The following is a 20,288-nucleotide window of genomic DNA, read 5'->3' on the forward strand; positions in this document are numbered from 1 at the left end:
GCCGGGTTCAGTCGGTGATCAGCTTGCCGTCGGTCTTCAGCTTGCCGAGGATGTCGGCATCCGTCGCCCCTGCCGCCAGCCCGAGCGCCGTGGCCAGCGCATCTTTGCTCGCATAGTTGTCAAACACGATGCGCTGCGTCTCAGCAAAGGTAGCCCCACCGTCGTGGTCGACCTGCAACACCAACTTGGTGGCCGACCCCGTACCTTCTGTCGAGAAACGCAGGTATTGACCCAGGTTACCGCTGTTTTCACCTTGCAGAAGGTCCCGAAGATCGAGCTTGTCCCCTTGTGCAGGATTGAAGTCGGCGATGACATCCCGGGCGGGGGCCGAGCTTGTGCCTTGGTCACCCAGGTTCCACTTGAAGACGTCGGCACCCAAGCCTCCCACCAGCACATCGTTCCCTGCGCCTCCAACGAGAACATCGTCTGCCTCTGCCCCACTCAGGGTGTCGTTGCCCGCCCCCCCGATCAAATAATCGCTCTCCACAGAGCCCAAGAGCGAATCTGAGCCAATCGTCCCCACGACGGTATTGACCGTAAAGTTGTCCGTTGACCGACCGCTCAACGTGATGTCGAAGGTCTGCGACACCGCGTCGCCATCACCGTCCACCAGGGAGAGGTTGAATCGATAATTGATGTCGATCGGGCTGATTTCACGCAACTGCCCCACCGTGACATTGTTCAAGCGGAAACCATCATTCCCATCCTGAACAGCAATTCCGAGGCCTGACTGCCCGTTACTCAAAACCTCAACGGACTGAAACGCCGTGCCACCCAACGTGTCACCAAAACCCGGCAGCGCATGGACGTCGACCTGCCCCCCATCCGAGGAATTCACGTAAAATGTTTCCGTCTGCCCACTCGCGTACACGAGCTTGATCTGCAAACCAACCAAACCACCACTCGGAGAACCAGTGAACCCAGTCGTTCTGAAACTAAAACTATTCACCGGCGAACTAAAGCTAAACTTTATTGATTCATTTCGATCAATCTGATTGTCATTGATAGCCCAGCCCTGCGAGCTTGGATTGACCTCATCCGCTGACTCGTTCGGTACGGCATCTCCATCGCTCCCCGTAATCGTCACGATCAGCCCGGAAATACTACTGTTGATATATTTGGCAAGCGACGGCCCAGACGCCGTAACATCTCCAGTCAACAACTCATCCGTAACCAGAATTTGAGGGCGATCAAGAACCTGCAGCGAATCAGGACCTGAGCCGTTCAGTGTCAACCGCCCCACGACAGCCGATCCGTACCTGAGCTCGACAACAGCCTGCCCATCCGTCGATCCCGGATTCAGTACGGCGCTCGCCCCTGTCGTCCCCGTGAATCCGGTAACATAATAAGCCCCTCGACCGTCCGAGCCGAACCCCCAATCGAGAAAATTCAGACCACCATAAATCGCATTGAGATTGGGCGCAACGATCTCAATGACAGAATCACCGTCCGGATCCAGCCGAGAACCTATCCCAGGCCCGTCGTCCTTGAAGCTCAGGGCCTGGCCGATGTCGAGGCTGGCCGAGGCGGTGGCGGTGTCGCCGTCCGCATCGGTGATGGTGTCGGTGCGGGTGAGCACGATCAGGTTGGCGTTGGCCAGGGTCACGGCGTCGTCCGGGTTGGTCGTCACCGGGTGCTTGATGGCAAGCTGCTGATCGAGGGTGACCTGGCCGCTGCCATCGACGCTGACGGTGAAGTACACCGTGCTGCCCACGCGGCCTTCGATCACCCCGCCGTTGTTGTAGAGCAGGATGTTCTGGCCGGCGAGGTTGTCCAGGCCGCTGTCGGTGCCGTCACCGCCGGTGATGCTGAGCGCGTAGGCGCTCGACACCGTGCCCGCACCGTCCATGCCGTAGCTGAAGGTGTTGCTGAAGTTGTCGGCGAAGTTGGCCGTGGCATCGGCCGTCAGCACCGACTCGTCCACCACCAGGGCATCCGGGGCGGCGCTCGCGCTGAGGCTGATGCTCGGTCCGTCGTCCTTGAAGCTCAGGGCCTGGCCGATGTCGAGGCTGGCCGAGGCGGTGGCGGTGTCGCCGTCCGCATCGGTGATGGTGTCGGTGCGGGTGAGCACGATCAGGTTGGCGTTGGCCAGGGTCACGGCGTCGTCCGGGTTGGTCGTCACCGGGTGCTTGATGGCAAGCTGCTGATCGAGGGTGACCTGGCCGCTGCCATCGACGCTGACGGTGAAGTACACCGTGCTGCCCACGCGGCCTTCGATCACCCCGCCGTTGTTGTAGAGCAGGATGTTCTGGCCGGCGAGGTTGTCCAGGCCGCTGTCGGTGCCGTCACCGCCGGTGATGCTGAGCGCGTAGGCGCTCGACACCGTGCCCGCACCGTCCATGCCGTAGCTGAAGGTGTTGCTGAAGTTGTCGGCGAAGTTGGCCGTGGCATCGGCCGTCAGCACCGACTCGTCCACCACCAGGGCATCCGGGGCGGCGCTCGCGCTGAGGCTGATGCTCGGTCCGTCGTCCAAAATGGTGACGACGAATTCTCCCAGCCCAAGGTTGCCCGCGCTATCGACAGCCTTGACTTTAATAACTATCTCAAGCTTGTCGTCTGGATTTTCAGCGACAGCGTGAACGAGCGCACCCAATTGAAGGAATTCGTAAACCCCACCATCTTTGAGGACAATCTTCCATCGCCCATCATTGTCCGAGAGCGTGCGGGAGTCTGCATCCCAAGTCGCACCCTCTGCCTCCAGCTCGACGGCCCCATCATCGCCCGGGCCAAAGTCAATATCGAGCCTCCCTGTGAGGATTTGAAGCCCTTCGCTTTCATCGCCCTGGACGCTCTGTGCACTCACAGACACATCGTCATCGATAATGGTTACCGTGGCGACAGGATTGCCTAGGACGGCACCCTGAACTGCGGTTATGACTATCTGATAAAACTCATTGCCTTCGGGCTTGTCATCCATTACGATCCCATGGGTTACCTCGAACCCCGCATAACCGACAGGAATAACTACTGTACCCTGAAGCGGCGTGAAGTCCTCACCAGCAGTAGCCGTGCCAGAACGAATTTCATAGGAAACCGAAACCGGCGAATCTGCGGGACGATCCAGCAAAATCAAAAACGTGACGTTCTTGACCCCCTCGCCAGTCCCTTCTGGAACCTCAATGGAGGTCACTCGCGCAACATTCGGGTCGGTCAGGATCAACTGCACACCACCATCGGTACCCGGAACACCGCCTTCTCCTCCAACGAGGCCTACTCCAATGCTCACATTGACCACGCTGACTTCGACCGGCGCCTCCGCCTGCGCGCTCAGCAGCGGCGCGTCGATCGGGCCTTCGGGGTCGAAGCGGTAGCTGTACGACAGCGGATCGACGCTTTCGGTGATGCGCAGCAGGCGCACGAAGCTGGAGCCGTCGGCCTCGCCGCCGCCGGCCGCGCCGGCCGCCGCGGGGTCGAGTTCCTCGGTGAGGTCGCCGCCCTGCTGCAGGATCTGGGTGATCTGCTCCACCGTCTGCGGCTGCACCGCGGCGTCGGCGGCGGTGGGGGTGGCGTCCGTCTGGGCGATGCTGTCGTCCAGCCGCACGGCCTGCTGCGGGCCGATGGCCACCGTCTGGCCGTCCTCCATCAGCAGCTCCACGCGCGCGCCGGCGGCGGTGCGCACGATCTGGCCGCTCTGCAGCACGTCGCCGACCTTGAGGGGGCGGGTACTGCCGTCGGCGAGGACGAGGGCGGCGTTGCCGGTGAGCTGGACGACGGTGGCCTTGGCCATGGCGGACTCCTTGCGGTCTGGGTGATGCGATCCACTCTAGCGCGGGCGCGCGCCGGCGACCATTGGACGAAAGTCCAATTCTTCGCGGGGGCGGGGCGGTCACGCGCCCGGCCCCCGCGGGCCGCGGCGTCAGCCGTCGCGCGGAGCGCCCTTGTCCTTCTGCTGCTCCAGCAGGTCGATCTCGCTGCTGGGGCCGGCGTCGAGCTGCAGGCCGATGATGGTGAGGTCGGCGGGGTCGGATGGGGCGTCGGGGGCGGCGCCGGCAGCCGCCTCCGCGCCGGAGGCGGCTTCGCCGGCCGGCGGCAGCAGGTCGTCCAGCGTGGTGTCGGCCTGCGGCCCCTGCAGCGCGTCGTCCAGCGCATCCTCCAGCGCGAGCGCCGCGCCGTCGGCGGCACCGTCGTCCGCGTCCAGGTCGCCCGCTTCCGGATCGTCTGCGGCGGTGGCGGAGGGGCCTTCGTCCTCCAGCGCGTCGGGGATGCCGTCCCCGTCGCGGTCGGCGTCAGGCGCGGCCAGCGCGGCGGATGCCAGCCCCGCGCCAGCGTCGTCGTCGGCTTCGGCGGCGGCGAACGCGTCCGCCGCGGCCTGCGGGGCCAGCGGGTCGAGCACGGTGCGCGTCACCGTCACGGTCAGCGTGGCGGTGCTGCTGTCGCCGTCGGGGTCGGTCAGGGTGTAGGAAAACGTCTCCTCTCCGCCGGCCGCATCGGGCGAGGGCGTGTAGGTGAAGCCGCCGTCGGGCGCGACGCTGAGCGTGCCCTGCTCCCCCGCGACGAGCCAGGAGCCGTCCGGCTGCGGCGTGCCACCGACCAGCGCCCAGGTGTGTTCGGCCAGCGTGCCGTCGCCCGCCACGTCGTTGGCCAGCAGGTTGCCGGTGGCGGGGCGCACTTCCACCTGCTCCGGCCCCGGCACGGGGTCGAAGAACCACGGCGTCGGCTCCAGCGCCACGGTGGCGCTGGCCTTGTCGGCGCCGCCGGTGTTGTCGCGCACCGCGAACTGCACGCGGTACTCGCCCGGCTCGTCGAAGGTGTGGGTGTAGCTGCCGTCGGCGCTGGTGAGCACGCCGGCGGCCTGCCAGCCGGCGTCGGTGAGGCGGTACAGCGTGACCTGGTATTGGTCGGCGCCGCGGTCGTCGGTGTCCAGCACCGCGGTGGCGCTGAAGGTGAGCCGGTCGCCGGGCGCAGCCTGGAAGTTGGGCGTGACGACGAAGGCCGGGTCGCGGCCGCCCCCTTGGTCGGTGATGGTGAAGGGGTGCGGCAGGGTGCCGCGGGCACTCTGGAACGAGGCGTCGCTGAGCAGCCACTGGCCGTCGTTCTTCTCCTGCGACAGGCGCTGCTCGAAGCTTGCCGCGCCCTCGCCGGCGCCCATCACGCGCACCCTCGACTGGGCGTGGCAGGGCAACGCGCGCGTGATGGGCGCCGGGGGCGGCGGCGCGGCAGGCTCCGGCGCCGGGGTCGGCGCGGCCTCCGCCTGCGGCAGCAGCGGGGCGTCGATCGTCGGGGCCAGCTCGACGCCGTATTCGTAGACGTTGGGGGTGACGTCCTCGACGATGCGCAGCAGGCGCACGAAGCTGTTGCCCTCGCCCTCGGCGCCGCCCGCGGCGCCGGCCGCGGCGGCCTCCAGCTCGTCGAGGTCGCCGCCGCGCGCCAGCACGTCGAGCACGGCCTGCAGCGCGGCGGTGGCTTGCGGCGTGCTGGGCACGGGCGCCTCGGCGCCGACCAGCCACGCCAGCCGGTCGTCCAGCAGCAGGGTGCGGCCGTCGTCCAGCAGCAGCTCCACCGCCGCGCCGGCCGCCGGGCGCACGGTGACGCCGGCGGGCAGCACCTCCCCCGCGGCCAGCAGCCGCGGCGGCCCCTCCGATCCTATCGCGAGCACCTGCCCGCTGACGGCGATCACCCTTGCCTGCTGTGCCATGGTAGGTCCTTTCCCGAGGTCGCGCCAAGCCGCGGTGCGCGGGGCGCACCGCTTCCCGCTCCATCATCGAAGCCGTCCGGCGGGGCGATTTGACGAGGATCAAGGGCACGCCGCCGGCGGGGCACCGCCGGTCGGGCGACCGGCGGCGGGGGACGTCAGAGCACCGCGCCGTCGTCGTCCAGCAGCTGCAGCCGGCGGCTGAGGGTGGCGCGGGTGGCGCGCCGCCGCAGCAGCTTGGCCTGCGCCGCAGGCGGGAAGTCGGTGAACTGGATCACGCCGCGCGCGATCAGGATGTCGATCAGGTCCTCGGTGATGCGGGCCAGCTCCGCGTCGGTGCGGGCCAGCGCATCGCGCGCGGCCAGCGGGTCGGCGCCGGCGGGATCGTCGTCGAAGGGTTCGTTCACGGGGAGACCTCCGGGCCGGGCTCGGCGGGGGAGCGGGCGGCGGGCACCGCCTCGGCCAGCCGCAGCGCCAGCTGCACGCGGTCGCGCACGCCGAGCTTGGCGAACACCTGACCGAGGTGGGCCTTGACGGTGCGCTCGCTGATGCACAGCTGCGCCGCGATCTCGCGGTTGGACTTGCCGGCGGCCACCGCCCGCGCCACCTGCGCCTCGCGCTCCGACAGCTGCGACAGGTCGACCAGCTCACGCGCGGCGGCGGGCTGGCGCTGCAGCAGCGTGCGCGTGGCCGCCAGCAGGCGCTGCACCAGCTCCGGGCCGGCCCACAGGCCGCCGTGGCGCACCACCTGCTCCACCTCGCGCAGCACGGCCGGCACGGCCAGCAGGTGGACGTAGCCACGCGCGCCGGCGTCGAGCGCGCGCAGGCCCTCGGCGTCCTGCGGCACGGGGCTGAGCACGACCACCGGTGCGTCGGCGCGCTCGCGCACGAAGGCGCGCACGTGCGCCTCCCAGTCCGGTTCGGTCACCGGCACCCAGACGGTGTCGCCGGGGCGCACGCCGGCACGCAGCGTGGCCCAGGTGCAGACGCGCCCGTCGGGGAAGGCCTGCAGCCAGCGCGGCGGCGGCAGCGTCGGCGCCTGCGGCCCGGCGTCGCGACCGGTGACGAGGAAGTGGCGCTTGCCGCTCATGGTCGGGGCTCCGTCGGGGCGGGGTTTCAGCGTTCGGTCAGCGCGTTGGCCTTGGCGCGCAGCACGGGCTTGAGCAGGTATTGCAGCACGGTCTTCTTGCCGGTGAGGATGTCGACCTGCGCCACCATGCCGGGGATGATCGGCAGCCCCTCGCCGAGGCTGGCCTGGCGCGTGCGCAGGCGCACGACGTAGTAGGCGTTGCCCCGGTCGTCGACCACCGAGTCGGCGCCGATGCTGACGACGTCGGCCTGCAGCCCGCCGTAGATGGCGAAGTCGTAGGCGGTGAACTTGACGGTGGCTTCCAGCCCCGGGCGCAGGAAGGCGATGTCCTTCGGCGCGATGCGCGCCTCCAGGATCAGCGCGTCGTCCAGCGGCACGATCTCCACCACCTCGCGGCCGGGCTGCACGACGGCACCGACGGTGTTGACGTGCAGCCGCTTGACGGTGCCGCGCACCGGCGACTTGAGGTCGGCCTTGAGCACCTTGTCCTCCAGCGCGCGGCCGCCCTCGGCCATCGCGCGCAGGCGGCTGAGGGTCTCGGACAGTTCCGCGCTCATCTGCGCGCGCGCCTGCAGCTGCACCTCGTCGATGCGGCGCTGCGCCTCGGCGATGGCGGCCTGCACGCGCGCGATCTGGGCGGTGGCCTGCTCGCGCTCGCCGCGCAGGCGCGCCACCTCGCGTTCCAGCCGCAGCACCTCGACCTCGGAGACGGCGCCGCTGCGCACCATCGGGCGCGTGGCGTCGAGCTCGCGCTGCGTGAACTCCAGGCTGCGCTCGGCCTGGTCGCGCCGCGCGCGCGCCTCGTTGAGCTCCTGCTGGCGCTGGCTGAGCTGGCTCTGCGTGATGCCGATTTGCGCGGCGATCTCGGCGCGCTTGGCGTCGAAGGCGGCGCGCTCCTGCGCCACCAGCTGCGGCGCCTCGCGCTGCAGCTCGGCCGAGGGGCTGAAGGCGCGCCCCTGGATGAGGGCCTGCAGCCGCTCGGCCTTGGCCTGCAGCGCCAGCTGCATCGCGCGGCTTTCGCTCAGGTTGGCGGCGAAGCGCGTCGGGTCCACGCGCAGCAGCAGCTGGCCGGCCTGCACCAGCTCGCCCTCGCGCACCAGGATGTCGGTGACGACGCCGCCATCGACGCTCTGCACCACCTGCACCTGGCTGGAGGGCACGACACGCGCCTCGCCGCGCGTGACCTCGTCGACCTCGGCCACCGCGGCCCAGCCGATCAGCACCGCCACCACCAGCGCCGCGATGCGCACCAGGCGGCGCGCACGCAGCGGCTCCTGCTGCAGCTGCGCCCAGTCGGCGTCGGCGCCCCAGTCCTGCGCCAGCCGCGCTTCGTCGGGCGGCGGCCCGCCGGCCAGCCGGTCCACCACGCGGCCGAACAGCGTGCGCCCCAGCCCGCCGCCGACCTGGGTGACTTGGCCGATGCGCTCGAACCCCTTGGCGCCGATCTCGCTCATGGGTTGGCCTTTCCGATGCGGCCCTCGCGCAGGGCCTGCACCACCAGGTCCTTGGGTCCGTCGGCGACGACGCGGCCGGCATCCAGCACGATCAGGCGGTCCACCAGATCGAGCAGCGAGGTGCGGTGCGTCACCAGCACCAGCGTCTTGCCGGGCAGGATGCGCTTCAGGCGCGCCTTGACGGTCTCCTCGGTGCTGTGGTCCATCGAGGCGGTGGGCTCGTCCATCAGCAGGATGGTGGGGTCGTGGACGAGGGCGCGCGCGATGGCCACGCCCTGGCGCTGACCGCCGGAGAGCGACTCGCCGCGCTCGCCCACCAGCATGTCGAAGCCCTGCGGGTGGGCGTTGACGAAATCGGTGATGCCACCCACGGTGGCGGCGCGCAGCAGGTCCTCGTCGTCCGCCAGCGGCGCGCCCAGCGTGATGTTGTCGCGCAGCGTGCCGTAGAAGAGCATCACGTCCTGCTGCACGTAGCCGATGTGGCGGCGCAGCTCGGCCGGGTCGAGCTGGCGCACGTCGACGCCGTCGACCAGCACCGCACCCGAGGTGGGCCGGTAAAGGCCGAGGATGAGCTTGTGCACCGTGGTCTTGCCCGAGCCGACGCGCCCCAGGATGGCCACGCGCTCACCGGGCTGGATGCGGAAGCTCACGTGGCGCAGCGCGCCGTTCTGCTGGCCCGGGTACTGGAACGAGACGTCGCGGAACTCGATGGCGCCGTCGAAGTGGCCGCGCGTGACGAAATGCGCCTGCGGCGGGCGCTCGACCTCGCGCTTCATCAGCTCGTCGAGCGAATCCAGCGCCGTGCGTGCGGTGTGGTACTGCACCAGCAGGCCGGCCACCTGTCCGATCGGCGCCATCGCGCGCGAGGCCAGCATCGTGCAGGCGATCAGGCCGCCGAGCGAGAGCTGGCGCTCGCCGATCAGGTACACGCCGATCATGACCATGACGACGTTGACCGTCTGCTGCACGAACAGCGAGGTGTTGCCGGCGCTGCTGGACAGCAGGCGCAGCTGCGCGCCGACGCGCGCCAGCAGCGCGGCGCTCTGCTCCCACTTGCGCTGCAGCGGCGACTCCGCCGCCAGCGCCTTGACGGTCTCGAAACCCACCAGCGCCTCCACCAGCGTGGCGTTGCGCTGCGCACCGGCGCGGTAGGTGGTTTCGGTGAGCTGCTGCATGCGGCCCTGCACCGCCAGCGCGTACAGCAGCATCAGCAGCGCACCGATCACCAGCGGGATGACCATCGGCGGCGCGATCCAGACGATGACGCCGAAGAACAGCAGCGCGTAGGGCAGGTCGATGAAGGCCATCACGGTGGCCGAGCCGATGAAGTCGCGCACCGACTCGAACGCGCGCAGGTTGGCCGCGAACGAGCCGGCGGAGACCGGTCGCTGCTCCATGCGCATGCCCAGCACCCGCTCCATGATCAGCGCCGAGAGCCTGACGTCGGCGCGGCTGCTGGCCAGGTCGACGAAGCGGCCGCGCAGCACGCGCAGCACCAGGTCACCCGCCAGCACCACCAGCACGCCGGCGGCCAGCACCCACAGCGTGTCGAACGCCTGGTTCGGCACCACGCGGTCGTACACGTTCATGATGAACAGCGGCATCGCCACCGCGAACAGGTTGGTCAGGAAGGCCGCCACCAGCACGTCGCGGTACAGGCCCGCGTTGTCGGCGATGACGCTCCAGAACCAGTGACCGTCGCGGCTGCGCGGCACGGTGCCGGCGCGCGCCTCGAAGTGCTGGCGCGGCCGCACGTACAGCGTGCGGCCGGCGTAGCGCGCCTGCAGCGCCGCCAGCGGCACCTCCACCGGCGCCTCGCCGAGCTCGGGGTAGACGACGCGGCAGGTGCCGTCGTCGCGCCGCTCCAGCAGCACGCAGGCGTCGCGCCCTTCCAGCAGCAGGATGGCCGGCAGCAGCTCGGGCCGCAGCCGCTCGATCGGCAGCCGCACGATGCGGCTGACCAACCCGCAGCGGTGCGCGGCGCGCTCGAACAGGCTGGGCGACAGGCGCCCGCCGACCAGCGGCAGGCCGGCGGTGGCCGCCTCGGCGCTGCTGGCGCGGCCGTGCGCGCGCGCCACGATCAGCAGGCACTGCAGCAGCGGATCGGCCACGGCGGCCGCCGCGGCGTCGGCGGACGCGGGGGACGCGGCGGCGGGGGCGGCGGTCATGCAGGATTCTCCAGCGACGGCGGACGGACGGCCCGCGGGGGCCTGGGCCGCCAGCGCACCGATCTGATGAAACTGAGTGTAGCAGCGGCGCGCGCCGGCTCAATCGGCCAGCAGCAGCGCCGGCTCGTCGCTGGCCACCACCTGCTGCGCCCAGGCGCGCAGCTTGCGCGTGTCGCTGCGCAGCACCTGCTGCTTGACCGGCAGGATCTGCGTCGGGTGCATCGAGAAGCTGCGCAGCCCCAGGCCCAGCAGCAGCCGCGTCAGCGTGACGTCGCCGGCCATCTCGCCGCAGACGCTGACCGGCTTGCCGGCCTCCTGCGCGGCGGCGATGGTGTCGGCCACCAGCCGCAGCACCGCCGGGTGCAGCGGGTCGTACAGGTGCGCCACCGACTCGTCGACGCGGTCGATCGCCAGCGCGTACTGGATCAGGTCGTTGGTGCCGATCGAGATGAAATCGAAATGGCGCAGGAACAGCCGCACCGCCAGTGCCGCCGCCGGCACCTCGATCATCGCGCCGACGCGCACCGGGCCGTAGACCGCGCCGCGGCGGTCGAGCTGCTCGCGCGCCTTGGCCAGCAGCGCGTGCACCTGGCGCACCTCGCTCAGGTGCGCCACCATCGGGATGAGCACGTTGACCTTGCCGTGCGCGGCGGCGCGCAGGATGGCGCGCAGCTGCGTCAGGAACATCGCCGGCTCGGCCAGACTCCAGCGGATCGCGCGCAGCCCCAGCGCCGGGTTGAGGTGGTCGTCGCGCCGGTGCGCCTCCAGCGGCTTGTCGGCGCCGACGTCCACCGTGCGGATCGTCACCGGCAAGCCGTGCATGCCCTCCACCGCACGGCGGTAGGCGTCGTACTGCTCTTCCTCGTCGGGCAGCTTGCCGCCGCGGCCCATGAACAGGAACTCGGTGCGGAACAGCCCCACCCCCACCGCCCCCACGGCCAGCGCCGGCAGCGTGTCCTCCGGCAGCTCGATGTTGGCCAGCAGCTCGATGCGCTGGCCGTCCAGCGTCACCGCGGGCGTGTTCTTGATGCGCGTGAGCTTCTCGCGCTCGACCTCGCCCTGGCGCTGCTTGTAGCCGTATTCGGCCAGCATCATCGGCGAGGGGTCGACGATGACCACGCCCGCATCACCGTCGACGATGACGAGATCGTCCTGCTGGATGAGCTGGCTGGCGTTGCGCACGCCCACCACCGCCGGAATCTCCAGGCTGCGCGCCACGATGGCGGTATGGCTGGTGCGCCCGCCGACGTCGGTGACGAAGCCGGCGAAGACGCCGTGCTTGAAGTGCAGCATGTCGGCCGGCGACAGGTCGTGCGCGACCAGCACCAGTGGCTCGCCGCCGGCGCCGGCCGCGGGGGCAGCGGCCGCCAGCGGCGAGGACTCGCCGCGCAGCGCGCGCAGCAGCCGCTCGACCACCTGCTCCAGGTCGGCGCGGCGCTCGCGCAGGTAGGGGTCCTCCATCTCGTCGAACTGGCGCGCCACCACCTCCAGCTGCGCCGTCAGGGCCCACTCGGCGTTGTAATGGCGCTCCAGTACCCACTGCTTGACACCGTCCTGCAAGTGCTCGTCCTGCAGCAGCATCAGGTGCACCTCCAGCAGCGCGGCCAGCTCGGCGTGCGCCTCCACGCCGTCGTGCGCCAGCCCCTGGCGCAGCCGCTCGATCTCCTCCACCACGGTGTCGCGCGCGCGGCGCAGGCGGCCCAGCTCGTCGGCCACCTGCTGCGGCGCGATGAAGTAGTGCGCGACGTCGACGCGGCTGGCCGCGGCCAGCACCGCGCGCCCGATGGCCACCCCGCGCGAGACCGCCTGCCCGTGCAGCGTGAAGGTCATTGCCCCTCCCCGAACTTGTCGTCGATCAGCGCCAGCAGCGCCTGCATCGCCTGCTCCTCGTCCGGGCCGTCGCATTCGATCTCGACGGTGGCGCCCTGCCCTGCGGCCAGCATCATCACGCCCATGATGCTCTTGGCGTTGATGCGTCGGCCGTGGCGGCTCATCCAGACCTCGCAAGCGAAGCTGCTGGCCAGCTTGGTCAGCTTGGCGGCGGCGCGGGCGTGCAGCCCGAGCTGGTTCTGGATGGTGGCCTGGCGCTGGATCATCGTGGCGAGGGGGGGACGGCCGCCTGCCCGGGCGGCGGACACGGCGCAGCCGGCGTCAGCGGCATGACGCCCTGCGTGCCGCCGGCGGTGGCGCGCGCCGCCAGCGTGGCGATCGGCTCGTGCCGGTAGGTGAAGGCGCGCAGCAGCATCGGCAGGTTGACGCCGGTGACCACGTGCGTGTGCACGCCGTCGCCCAGCTGCGCCGCCACGTTGCAGGGGGTGGCGCCGATGAGGTCGGTCAGCACCAGCATGTCGTCGCCGCCATGCGCCGCCAGCAGCGCGCGCGCCTGCGCCAGCGTGACCTCGGGCGGCTGGTCCGGCGGCACGTCCAGCGCGTCGACCACGCGCTGCGCCTCGGGAAACACGTGCAGCACGCACTGCCGCAGCGCGGAGGCCAGCGGGGCGTGCGCGATGACGAGGATGCCGTTCACGATGCCGCCAATTATGAGCCAGGGCCGCGCCAGGCCAGCGCGCCGAAGAACGCCTCGTGCGCCGCGGCCGGCAGCGCCGCACCATCGGACAGGTAGGCGGCGGCCTGCACCAGCCAGGGACCGCGCGCGCTCCAGTGCAGCTCGGCCCGCACCGCGCGGCCGTCGGGCGCCCGGCCGGGGCCGCGCAGGCAGCGCTGCAGCGCCGCGCCGCGGCCGGCGCACGGCACCTCGGCCCAGCCCGGTGGCAGCGCGCCGGCCTCGGCGGCCGCTGGCGGCGCGCCCAGCGTCGCCCAGGCGGCCCGCTGCCACGCGGCCAGCGCCGCGGCCGCTTGCGCCCCATCGGGCAGCCGCGCCTCGGCCAACGCCCAAGTGGCGCCACCGGCCGTGCAGCTGGCCATGCGCAGCGTCACCGGCGCCGCCTGCGGACCCAGCAGCGGCACCGCGCGCTCGGCGCGCTCCGGCTTGCACGGCAGCAGCGCCAGCAGCGGCGCGGCCAGCCCCGCGTCGCGCCAGTCCAGGGCCGGGCTGCACGCCGCCAGCGCCAACGTCGCCACACCGGCCAACCCTGCACGCTTGGGCCATCGCATGCACAATCGCATGGCCGCATCCTAGCCGAGTCCGCCGCATGTCCACACCCACGCCCCCCCATGACCAGTTGCCCGTGCCGGCCTCGCTGCCACAGGCCGCGCAGGCCGCCGCCGCGCGCGGCGAGCCGCTGGTGGTGATGGTGACGCTGCGCGGCTGCGCCTTCTGCGACGTCGTGCGGCGGCATCACCTGCTGCCGATGCTGCGCCGCGGCGAGGTGCACGCCGTGCAGGTGGACATGCTGGACCGCGCCACGCCGCTGGAAGGCTTCGACGGCCGCCGCACCACCGGCTACGAACTGGCGCGCGCCTGGCGCATCGGCGTGGCGCCGACCCTGCTGTTCCTCGACGCGCGCGGCCGCGAGCTGGCCGAGCGGCTGGAGGGCATGGGGCTGGCCGAATTCTACGGCCCCTACCTGGAGGAGCGGCTGCGGCAGGCGCGCCAGCGGCTGCGCACTCGCTAGCGCCATCCGGACAAGCCGCAACGCGCGGTCAGCCGGCGGCGGCGTCTTCACCGAGGACGGCCGCGCAGACGCGCGCGCGCCCCAGCCGCTTGGCCTCGTAGAGCTGGGCGTCGGCCAGGCCCAGCAGGGCGGCCGGCTGCCAGCCGGGCCGGGACGCACCGGCGCGCGTGGCCACGCCGAAGCTGGCGGTCAGCACGCCGCCGATGCCGCCGTGGTGGTGCGGAATGGCCAGCAGGCGCACCGCTTCCAGCAGCTGCTGCGCCAGTGCGCGCGCATCCTCCGCCGTGGTGTCGGGCAGCAGGCAGGCGAACTCCTCGCCGCCGTAGCGCGCCACCAGGTCGGTACCGCGGCGCACGTGCTCGCGCAGGCAGGCGGCCACGCGCCGCAGCGCATCGTCCCCGGCCTGATGGCCGTAGTGGTCGTTGTAGGACTTGAAGTGGTCGACGTCGACCAGGATGAGGCTGAGCGCGCTGCCGTGGCGCTGGGCGCGCGCCCACTCGATGCTGAGGCGCTCGTCGAACTGGCGCCGGTTGGCCACGCCGGTCAGGCCGTCGATGAACGCCAGCGCACGCAGCAGGTCGGACTGGAACTTCAGCGTCAGGTGCGTGCGCACACGCGCGCGCACCACGCTGGGATTGACCGGCTTGGGGATGAAGTCCACCGCACCGGCCTCCAGGCACTGCGTCTCGATGTCCTCGCCGCTGTGCGCGGTGACGAAGATGACCGGGATGTCGGCCGTGTCACGCTGGGCGCGCAGCTGGCGCAGCACGGCAAAGCCATCCGCATCCGGCATGACGACGTCCAGCAGGATCAGATCCGGCCGTTGTTCGCGCGCCACCTTCAGCGCCTGCTCGCCGCTGGTGGCCATGAAGAGCTGGTGCTCGGCGCTGAGCGTGCGGTAGAGCACCTGCAGGTGCAGCGGCTGGTCGTCCACCAGCAGCAGGCGCGGCTTGCGCGCCGGCCAGGCCGGCGCGGCGATCTCAGCCAGTCCCGTCATCGCCCGCCTCCCCGAGGCCTGCGGCCCGCAGCAGCGCCTGCACCGCAGCCTGCGCCGCCTCGAAGTCCATCGCCTCCATCGCGCGGTGCAGATCCGCCCAGCGCGCATCCTGCGCCACCGCCGGCTCGGCCAGCAGCGCGTCGTGCACCTCCAGCGCCTCCATGTCGCTGGCGGCCAGCAGGCTGGCCAGGCGCTCGAGCGCCTCGCGCCAGCGTGCCGGGTCGGCCTCGGCGGCGGCGTCGGCGGCGACCGCCTCCGCCACCGGGATCAGACCGCGCGCCTGCAGCTCGGCCAACACGCGGTGCAGCGCCTGCTCGCTCTGCGTCATCTCGTCGGCCAGCGCCGGCCACCACGGCGGCACCGGCGCGCGCGCCGCGGCGCGCTCCTCGGCCGAGGCGGCCTTGACGGCGCGCTCGGCCTCGGCGGCGCACGCCGCCAGCCGCACCGCCCCTACGGTGCCCGCGGTACCCTTCAACGTGTGCAGCAGCGCGGCCAGGCGCGGCCCGGGCGGCTCGCCCAGCAGCGCCTGCAGGTCGGCCCGGGTGTGCGGCAGCCCCTCGACGAAGCCGCGCACGATGCGCGCATACAGCGCCGCATCGTCGCCCAGCCGCGCCAGCGCGGCGGCGACATCGACCCGCTCGTCCTGGGGCCAGGGCGCCTGCACCTTGGCGGCCGCGGTGTCCGACGACGCCGCGCTGGCCTGCTCCCCATCCGCCGCGGGCCGCAGCGCATGGGGCGCCCAGTGCCGCAGCACGCGCACCAGCTGGTCGATCGCGAACGGCTTGCCGACGTGGTCGTTCATGCCGGCGGCCAGGCACGCCTCGCGGTCGCTGGCCATGGCGTTGGCGGTCATCGCGATGATGGGCAGCCGGGTCAGCCCCAGCTGGTGGCGGATCGCCTGCGTGGCCTGCAGGCCGTCCATCACCGGCATCTGCATGTCCATCAGCACCACGTCCCAGCCGTCCGGATGCGCCTTGAGCAGGTCCAGCGCCTGCTGGCCGTGCTCGGCCAGCGCCACCTCCGCCCCCTCGCGCTTGAGCAGGTCGCGCGCGACCTGCTGGTTGATGGCGTTGTCCTCCACCACCAGGATGCGCATGCCGGCCAGCCGGCGCGCGGCCGTCGCCGGCTCGACGACGGCCGGCTGGCCGTGCGCGGCCGCCCGCGCGTTGCGCACCGCCTCCAGCAGCATCGAGGCGGTGACCGGCTTGACCAGGAAGCCGTCCAGCGCCGCCTGCTTTTCCTGCGGCACCTGCGCGAGCACCTCGCGGCCGCTGGCGGTGACCATGACGATGGCGGCGCGCCGCTCGGGCGGCACGTCCTGGCGCAGCGCCAGCGCCAGCGCCAGCCCGTCCATGCCGGGCAGCGACCAGTCGACGAAGACGACGTCGAACGGCTGCTCGGCGCGGTTGACGGCGGCCAGCGCGGCCTGCGCGTCGGCCACCGCGGTGCAGCGCCAGCCCAGCTGCTGCACCGCCGCGCACAGCAGCTCGCGCGCCAGCGGGTGGTCGTCCACCACCAGGCAGCGCAGCGCGGTCAGCTCCCGCGGGATGGCCTCGGCCGCCAGCGCCGCCGGCACCTCGCGCGCCACCGGCAGCTCGATCTCGAAGGCAAACGTGCTGCCCCGCCCCGGCGCGCTGTCCACCGTGATGGTGCCGCCCATCATCTGCACCAGCCGCTGGCTGATCGCCAGCCCCAGCCCCGTGCCGCCGAAGCGCCGCGTGGTGGAGCTCTCGGCCTGCGTGAAGGCCGAGAACAACCGCGCCTGCGCCTCCGGCGCAATGCCGATGCCGGTGTCGATGACCGCCAGCCGCAGCCGCACGCGCTCGGACCCGTCGGGCTCCACGTGACGCGCCAGCAGCCGCGCCTGCAGCGTCACGCTGCCGGCGGCGGTGAACTTGATGGCGTTGCCGGTCAGGTTGATGAGCACCTGCTGCAGCCGCATCGCGTCGCCCACCAGCACGCGCGGGATGGCCGCATCGAGGTCGAACAGCAGCTCCAGCCGCTTGCCGCGCAGGTTGGCCGCCATGATGGTGGCCAGATCCCGCCAGAGGCGGTCGACCACGAACGGCTCCGGATCCAGCTCCAGCTTGCCGGCCTCGATCTTGGAGAAGTCCAGGATGTCGTTGATGATGCCCAGCAGCGACTTGGCCGCCGACTCGGCCTTCTCAACATAGTCGCGCTGGCGCGCATCCAGCGCGGTGCCCAGCAGCAGCTGCAGCATGCCCAGCACCGCGTTCATCGGCGTGCGGATCTCGTGGCTCATGTTGGCCACGAACTGGCTCTTGGCGCGGCTGGCCTCCTCGGCGGCGCGGCGCGCGTTCTCGATGTCGGTGACGTCGTAGCGCAGGCCGACGTGCAGCCCGCCGGAGGTGAGGCGCTCGATGATGCGCAGCGCCTGGCCATCGGGGCGGTGCACGACGCGGTCGGTGGTGCCGGCGCGGAAGTCCGCCAGCCGCTGCGCCAGCCACGCCTCGGGATCCTCGCCGCGCAGGTCGATGGCGCGGCGCTCGACGCCGGTGCGGATGAAGGTCTCGAAGGTCACGCCCGGGTGCAGCACGTCGGCCAGCTGCTCGTGCAGACGGTAGAAGCGCTCGTTGGCCCACACCAGGCGCTCCTGCGCGTCGAACACCGACACCGCCGCGCCCACCGCCTCCAGCGCGCTGACCAGCAGCTCGCGATTGGCCTCGGCCTCGGCGCGCGCGCGCTCCAGCTCGGTGATGTCGACGCGAAAGCCCACCACGTAGCCGTCGGGCGTGCGCCGCTCGATGACGCGCAGCACCCGGCCGCTGGCCAGATGCTGGATCAGATCGCGGTCGGCGGCGCGGTGCTGCGCCAGGCGCTCGGCCACCCAGGCCTCGACGCGGCCGATGGCCTCGCTGTACTCGCCGCGCTCGGCGCCGTAACGGATGATCTCCTCGAACGTGCGCCCCGGCTCCATCAGCGGCGCGGCCACCGGGTAGAGCTCGCGGTAGCGCTCGTTGCAGAACACCAGCCGATCCTGCGGGTCGTACAGCGCGAAGCCCTCGCCGATGGTCTCGATGGCGCTGCGCAGCAGCCGCTCGGCGCGCGCGGCGCTTTCCTCGGCGGCCTTGACGTCGGTGATGTCGAGGCTGGTGCCGTAGACATGCCTGGCGCGGCCCTCGGCGTCACGCTCGAAGGCCTGACCGCGCGTGCGCACCCACAGCCAGCGCCCGTCCGCGTGGCGCAGGCGCAGCGTGTACTCGAACGCATCGCTCAAGCCTTCCACGTGCGCCTGCAGCCCCAGCATCACGCCGGGCAGGTCATCGGCGTGCACCAGCTCGGCCCAGGTGGCCATGCCGATGCGCATCGGCGCCGGCTCGGGCCGGCCCAGCATGCGCAGCCAGCGCTCATCCACTTCGACCTCGCCGGTGGCGGGATCGAGCACCCAGGTGCCGGCCCCGGTGGCGCGCAGGATGTTGTCCAGCCGCTGCTGCGAGGCCTGCAGCGCCGCCTCGGCCTGCTTGCGCGGCGTGATGTCGAAGCGGATCGACAGGTAGCGCTCGATGCGGCCGTTGGCGTCCAGCAGCGGCGCCACGATGCTGTCCACCCAGTACAGCCGGCCGTCCTTGGCGCGGTTGCAGATCTCGCCGCGCCAGGCACGCCCGCTGCCGATCGTGCCCCAGAAGTCGGCCCAGAAGGCGGCGTCGTGATGGCCGGAGTTGATGATGCTGTGCGGCGCACCGATCAGCTCGTCGCGCGTGTAGCCGCTGATGGCGCAGAAGGCCTCGTTGACGTCGACGATGGTGCCATCGGGGGCGGCCTGGCTGACGATGGCGTGCTGGCGCACGGTGGTCATCAGCGTCTCGGCCTCCGCGAGTGCCACCTGCAGCCGCTCCTGCGTGCGCACGCGCTCGGTGATGTCGATCTCCACCGCCATGAAGCCGTTGCACGCGCCGGCCTCGTCGTGCAGCGGCACGAGCTCGATCGAGACCCAGTACTCGCGGCCGTCCTTGCTGCGGTTGAGGATGTCGACTTCGCAGCCGACGCCGCGGCGCACCGCATCGCCCAGCACCGCCACCGCCTGCGGGTCGGTGGCCGGCGACTGCAGCAGCCGCCCCGGAATCTGGCCGAGCAGCTCCTCGCGCGTGTAGCCGGTCAGCCGCTCGCAGGCCGCGTTGACCCAGGTGATGCGTCCCTGGCGGTCGGTGAAGAGGATGGCGTTGTGCGTGTGCCGTGCCACCAGCGACAGGCGCGCCACGTCGCCCTGCAGCGCGCGCAGGCGCTCGCGTTCGGCGCGGCGCAGCCGGAACACCGCGGTGGTGGCCCAGCCGGCCAGCAGCGCCACCGGCAACGCCCCCACGCCGATGATGGCCGCAGCCAGGGGCTGCCACTGGCGTTCCAGCAACGGCGTGCTGCGCACCGCCAGCACGTAACGCCGCTGCGCGAGCCGCACCTCGCGCCGCGCGCCGGCCCAGGCCTCGCCCAGCCACGCCGAGACCGACAGCAGCGAGCCGCCACCGTGGCGGTCGCTGTCCACCATGTCGACCCCGCCGCCGCGCGCCAGCACGTCCGGCGGCAACGGCTGCCCCGGCGCGGCCACGGCCGCCTGCGGCGAGGCCTCCACGTCCACCCAGTGCCAGTCGTAGCGCTCACTCGTCAGCCCGGCCTCGCGCGCCAGCTCGGCCACCGGCACGCCCATCACCGCAAAGCCCTGCAGCGCGGCCTCGCGCTCGGCCGGCGCCGCCGGTGTCCAGCCGCCGCGGTAGACCGGCAGCACGAACAGCAGCCCGTACTCCGACCGCTCGGTGTTGGCCAGCCACACCGGCGCCGTCACCGTCAGCTCGCCGCTGGCGGCGGCATGCCGCATCGCCTCGCGGCGCACCGGGTCGGAACCCAGCTCCAGGCCGATCAGGTGCTCCTGCCCCGACGGCTCGATCCAGTCGATGACGTAGCGCGCGTCCTCGTCGCCCTGCAGCGGCCGCAGCGTGCGGTAGCGCACGTCCACCGGCAGGCCGCGCCCCCGCGCGGCGCTCAGCCAGTCGGCCACGCCGTCGGGCGGCAGGCGGCGCACGAACGCCACGCCGCTGGCCGACGGGTAGCGCTCGGGCAGCTCCAGCGGCCCGACGTAGGCGCGCGCCTCGCGCCAGTCCGCCTGCGGCTGCGCGTGCAGCCAGCCGCGCACCCCCAGCAGCAGCGCCCCATAGCGCTCGACCACGGCGGCCAGCTGACGCTCGGCGTTGTCCAGCTCGTGCTCCAGATAGGCCTGCAGTTCCGCGCGCGCGCGCTGCTCCAGCCACACCGCCACCAGCAGCCCGGCGGCCAGCACCAGCAGCGCCACCAGCAGCGCCACCCAGCCTACCCCGACACTGCCGAGCCGCCCGCCGCCGCGCCACCGCGCCATCGCCCGCCTC

General features: G+C 71.8%; 13 protein-coding genes. 1 reads left to right on the top strand and 12 read right to left on the bottom strand.

All coding sequences use genetic code 11. The features are described 5' to 3' along the window. Positions 1–7: 7 nt before the first annotated feature. The 10 genes from Tsedi_RS08845 to Tsedi_RS08890 all read right to left on the bottom strand — a co-directional run bounded on the left by Tsedi_RS08845 (position 8) and on the right by Tsedi_RS08890 (position 13,458). Positions 8–3,727, bottom strand: coding sequence for a retention module-containing protein (locus Tsedi_RS08845; protein ID WP_143895749.1), 3,720 nt, complete (start codon positions 3,725–3,727; stop codon positions 8–10). 129 nt (positions 3,728–3,856) lie between these two features. Next, positions 3,857–5,635, bottom strand: coding sequence for a retention module-containing protein (locus Tsedi_RS08850; protein WP_143895751.1), 1,779 nt, complete (start codon positions 5,633–5,635; stop codon positions 3,857–3,859). Positions 5,636–5,790: 155 nt separating this feature from the next. Next, positions 5,791–6,039, bottom strand: a complete 249-nt coding sequence (locus Tsedi_RS08855; protein WP_143895753.1) for a tryptophan synthase subunit beta like protein — start codon at positions 6,037–6,039, stop codon at positions 5,791–5,793. Next, positions 6,036–6,722: a response regulator transcription factor gene (locus Tsedi_RS08860; protein ID WP_143895755.1), complete on the bottom strand. Its 687-nt coding sequence runs from the start codon at positions 6,720–6,722 to the stop codon at positions 6,036–6,038. The genes Tsedi_RS08855 and Tsedi_RS08860 overlap by 4 nt, the downstream gene beginning before the upstream one ends. Positions 6,723–6,748: 26 nt before the next feature. Beyond that, the gene (locus Tsedi_RS08865) at positions 6,749–8,176 is read right to left on the bottom strand and encodes an HlyD family type I secretion periplasmic adaptor subunit (RefSeq protein ID WP_143895757.1); all 1,428 of its coding nucleotides are present in this window, start codon (positions 8,174–8,176) and stop codon (positions 6,749–6,751) included. Then, entirely contained in the window at positions 8,173–10,344 is a 2,172-nt protein-coding gene (locus Tsedi_RS08870; protein WP_143895759.1) for a type I secretion system permease/ATPase, read from the bottom strand. The genes Tsedi_RS08865 and Tsedi_RS08870 overlap by 4 nt, the downstream gene beginning before the upstream one ends. 99 nt (positions 10,345–10,443) lie before the next feature. After that, positions 10,444–12,174: a phosphoenolpyruvate--protein phosphotransferase gene (gene ptsP, locus Tsedi_RS08875; protein ID WP_143895760.1), complete on the bottom strand. Its 1,731-nt coding sequence runs from the start codon at positions 12,172–12,174 to the stop codon at positions 10,444–10,446. After that, positions 12,171–12,440 carry an HPr family phosphocarrier protein gene (locus Tsedi_RS08880; RefSeq protein WP_143895762.1) on the bottom strand — a complete coding sequence of 90 codons (270 nt, stop codon included), beginning with the start codon at positions 12,438–12,440 and terminating at the stop codon, positions 12,171–12,173. Before Tsedi_RS08880 ends, ptsP begins: the two co-directional genes overlap by 4 nt. Then, the gene (locus Tsedi_RS08885) at positions 12,437–12,874 is read right to left on the bottom strand and encodes a PTS sugar transporter subunit IIA (RefSeq protein WP_185970623.1); all 438 of its coding nucleotides are present in this window, start codon (positions 12,872–12,874) and stop codon (positions 12,437–12,439) included. Before Tsedi_RS08885 ends, Tsedi_RS08880 begins: the two co-directional genes overlap by 4 nt. Before the next feature lie 8 nt (positions 12,875–12,882). Further along, positions 12,883–13,458 (bottom strand): hypothetical protein, encoded by a 576-nt coding sequence (locus tag Tsedi_RS08890; RefSeq protein ID WP_143895766.1) that lies wholly within the window; start codon positions 13,456–13,458, stop codon positions 12,883–12,885. A gap of 38 nt (positions 13,459–13,496) precedes the next feature. Between Tsedi_RS08890 and Tsedi_RS08895 the strand changes: the two genes are divergently transcribed. Next, complete coding sequence (locus tag Tsedi_RS08895) at positions 13,497–13,919, top strand: thioredoxin family protein (protein WP_143895768.1); 423 nt, start codon at positions 13,497–13,499, stop codon at positions 13,917–13,919. A gap of 28 nt (positions 13,920–13,947) precedes the next feature. On the opposite strand, the gene Tsedi_RS08900 is transcribed toward Tsedi_RS08895, so the two are convergent. Next, a complete protein-coding gene (locus tag Tsedi_RS08900; RefSeq protein ID WP_143895770.1) occupies positions 13,948–14,916 on the bottom strand; it encodes a diguanylate cyclase domain-containing protein in 969 nt (322 codons plus the stop codon). Next, on the bottom strand, positions 14,900–20,278 hold the full coding sequence (locus Tsedi_RS08905) for a PAS domain S-box protein (protein WP_143895772.1): 5,379 nt from the start codon (positions 20,276–20,278) through the stop codon (positions 14,900–14,902). Before Tsedi_RS08905 ends, Tsedi_RS08900 begins: the two co-directional genes overlap by 17 nt. Between the last annotated feature and the right edge of the window lie 10 nt (positions 20,279–20,288).

The organism is Tepidimonas sediminis (genome assembly GCF_007556605.1).
GTDB classification, from domain to species: Bacteria; Pseudomonadota; Gammaproteobacteria; order Burkholderiales; family Burkholderiaceae_C; genus Tepidimonas; species Tepidimonas sediminis.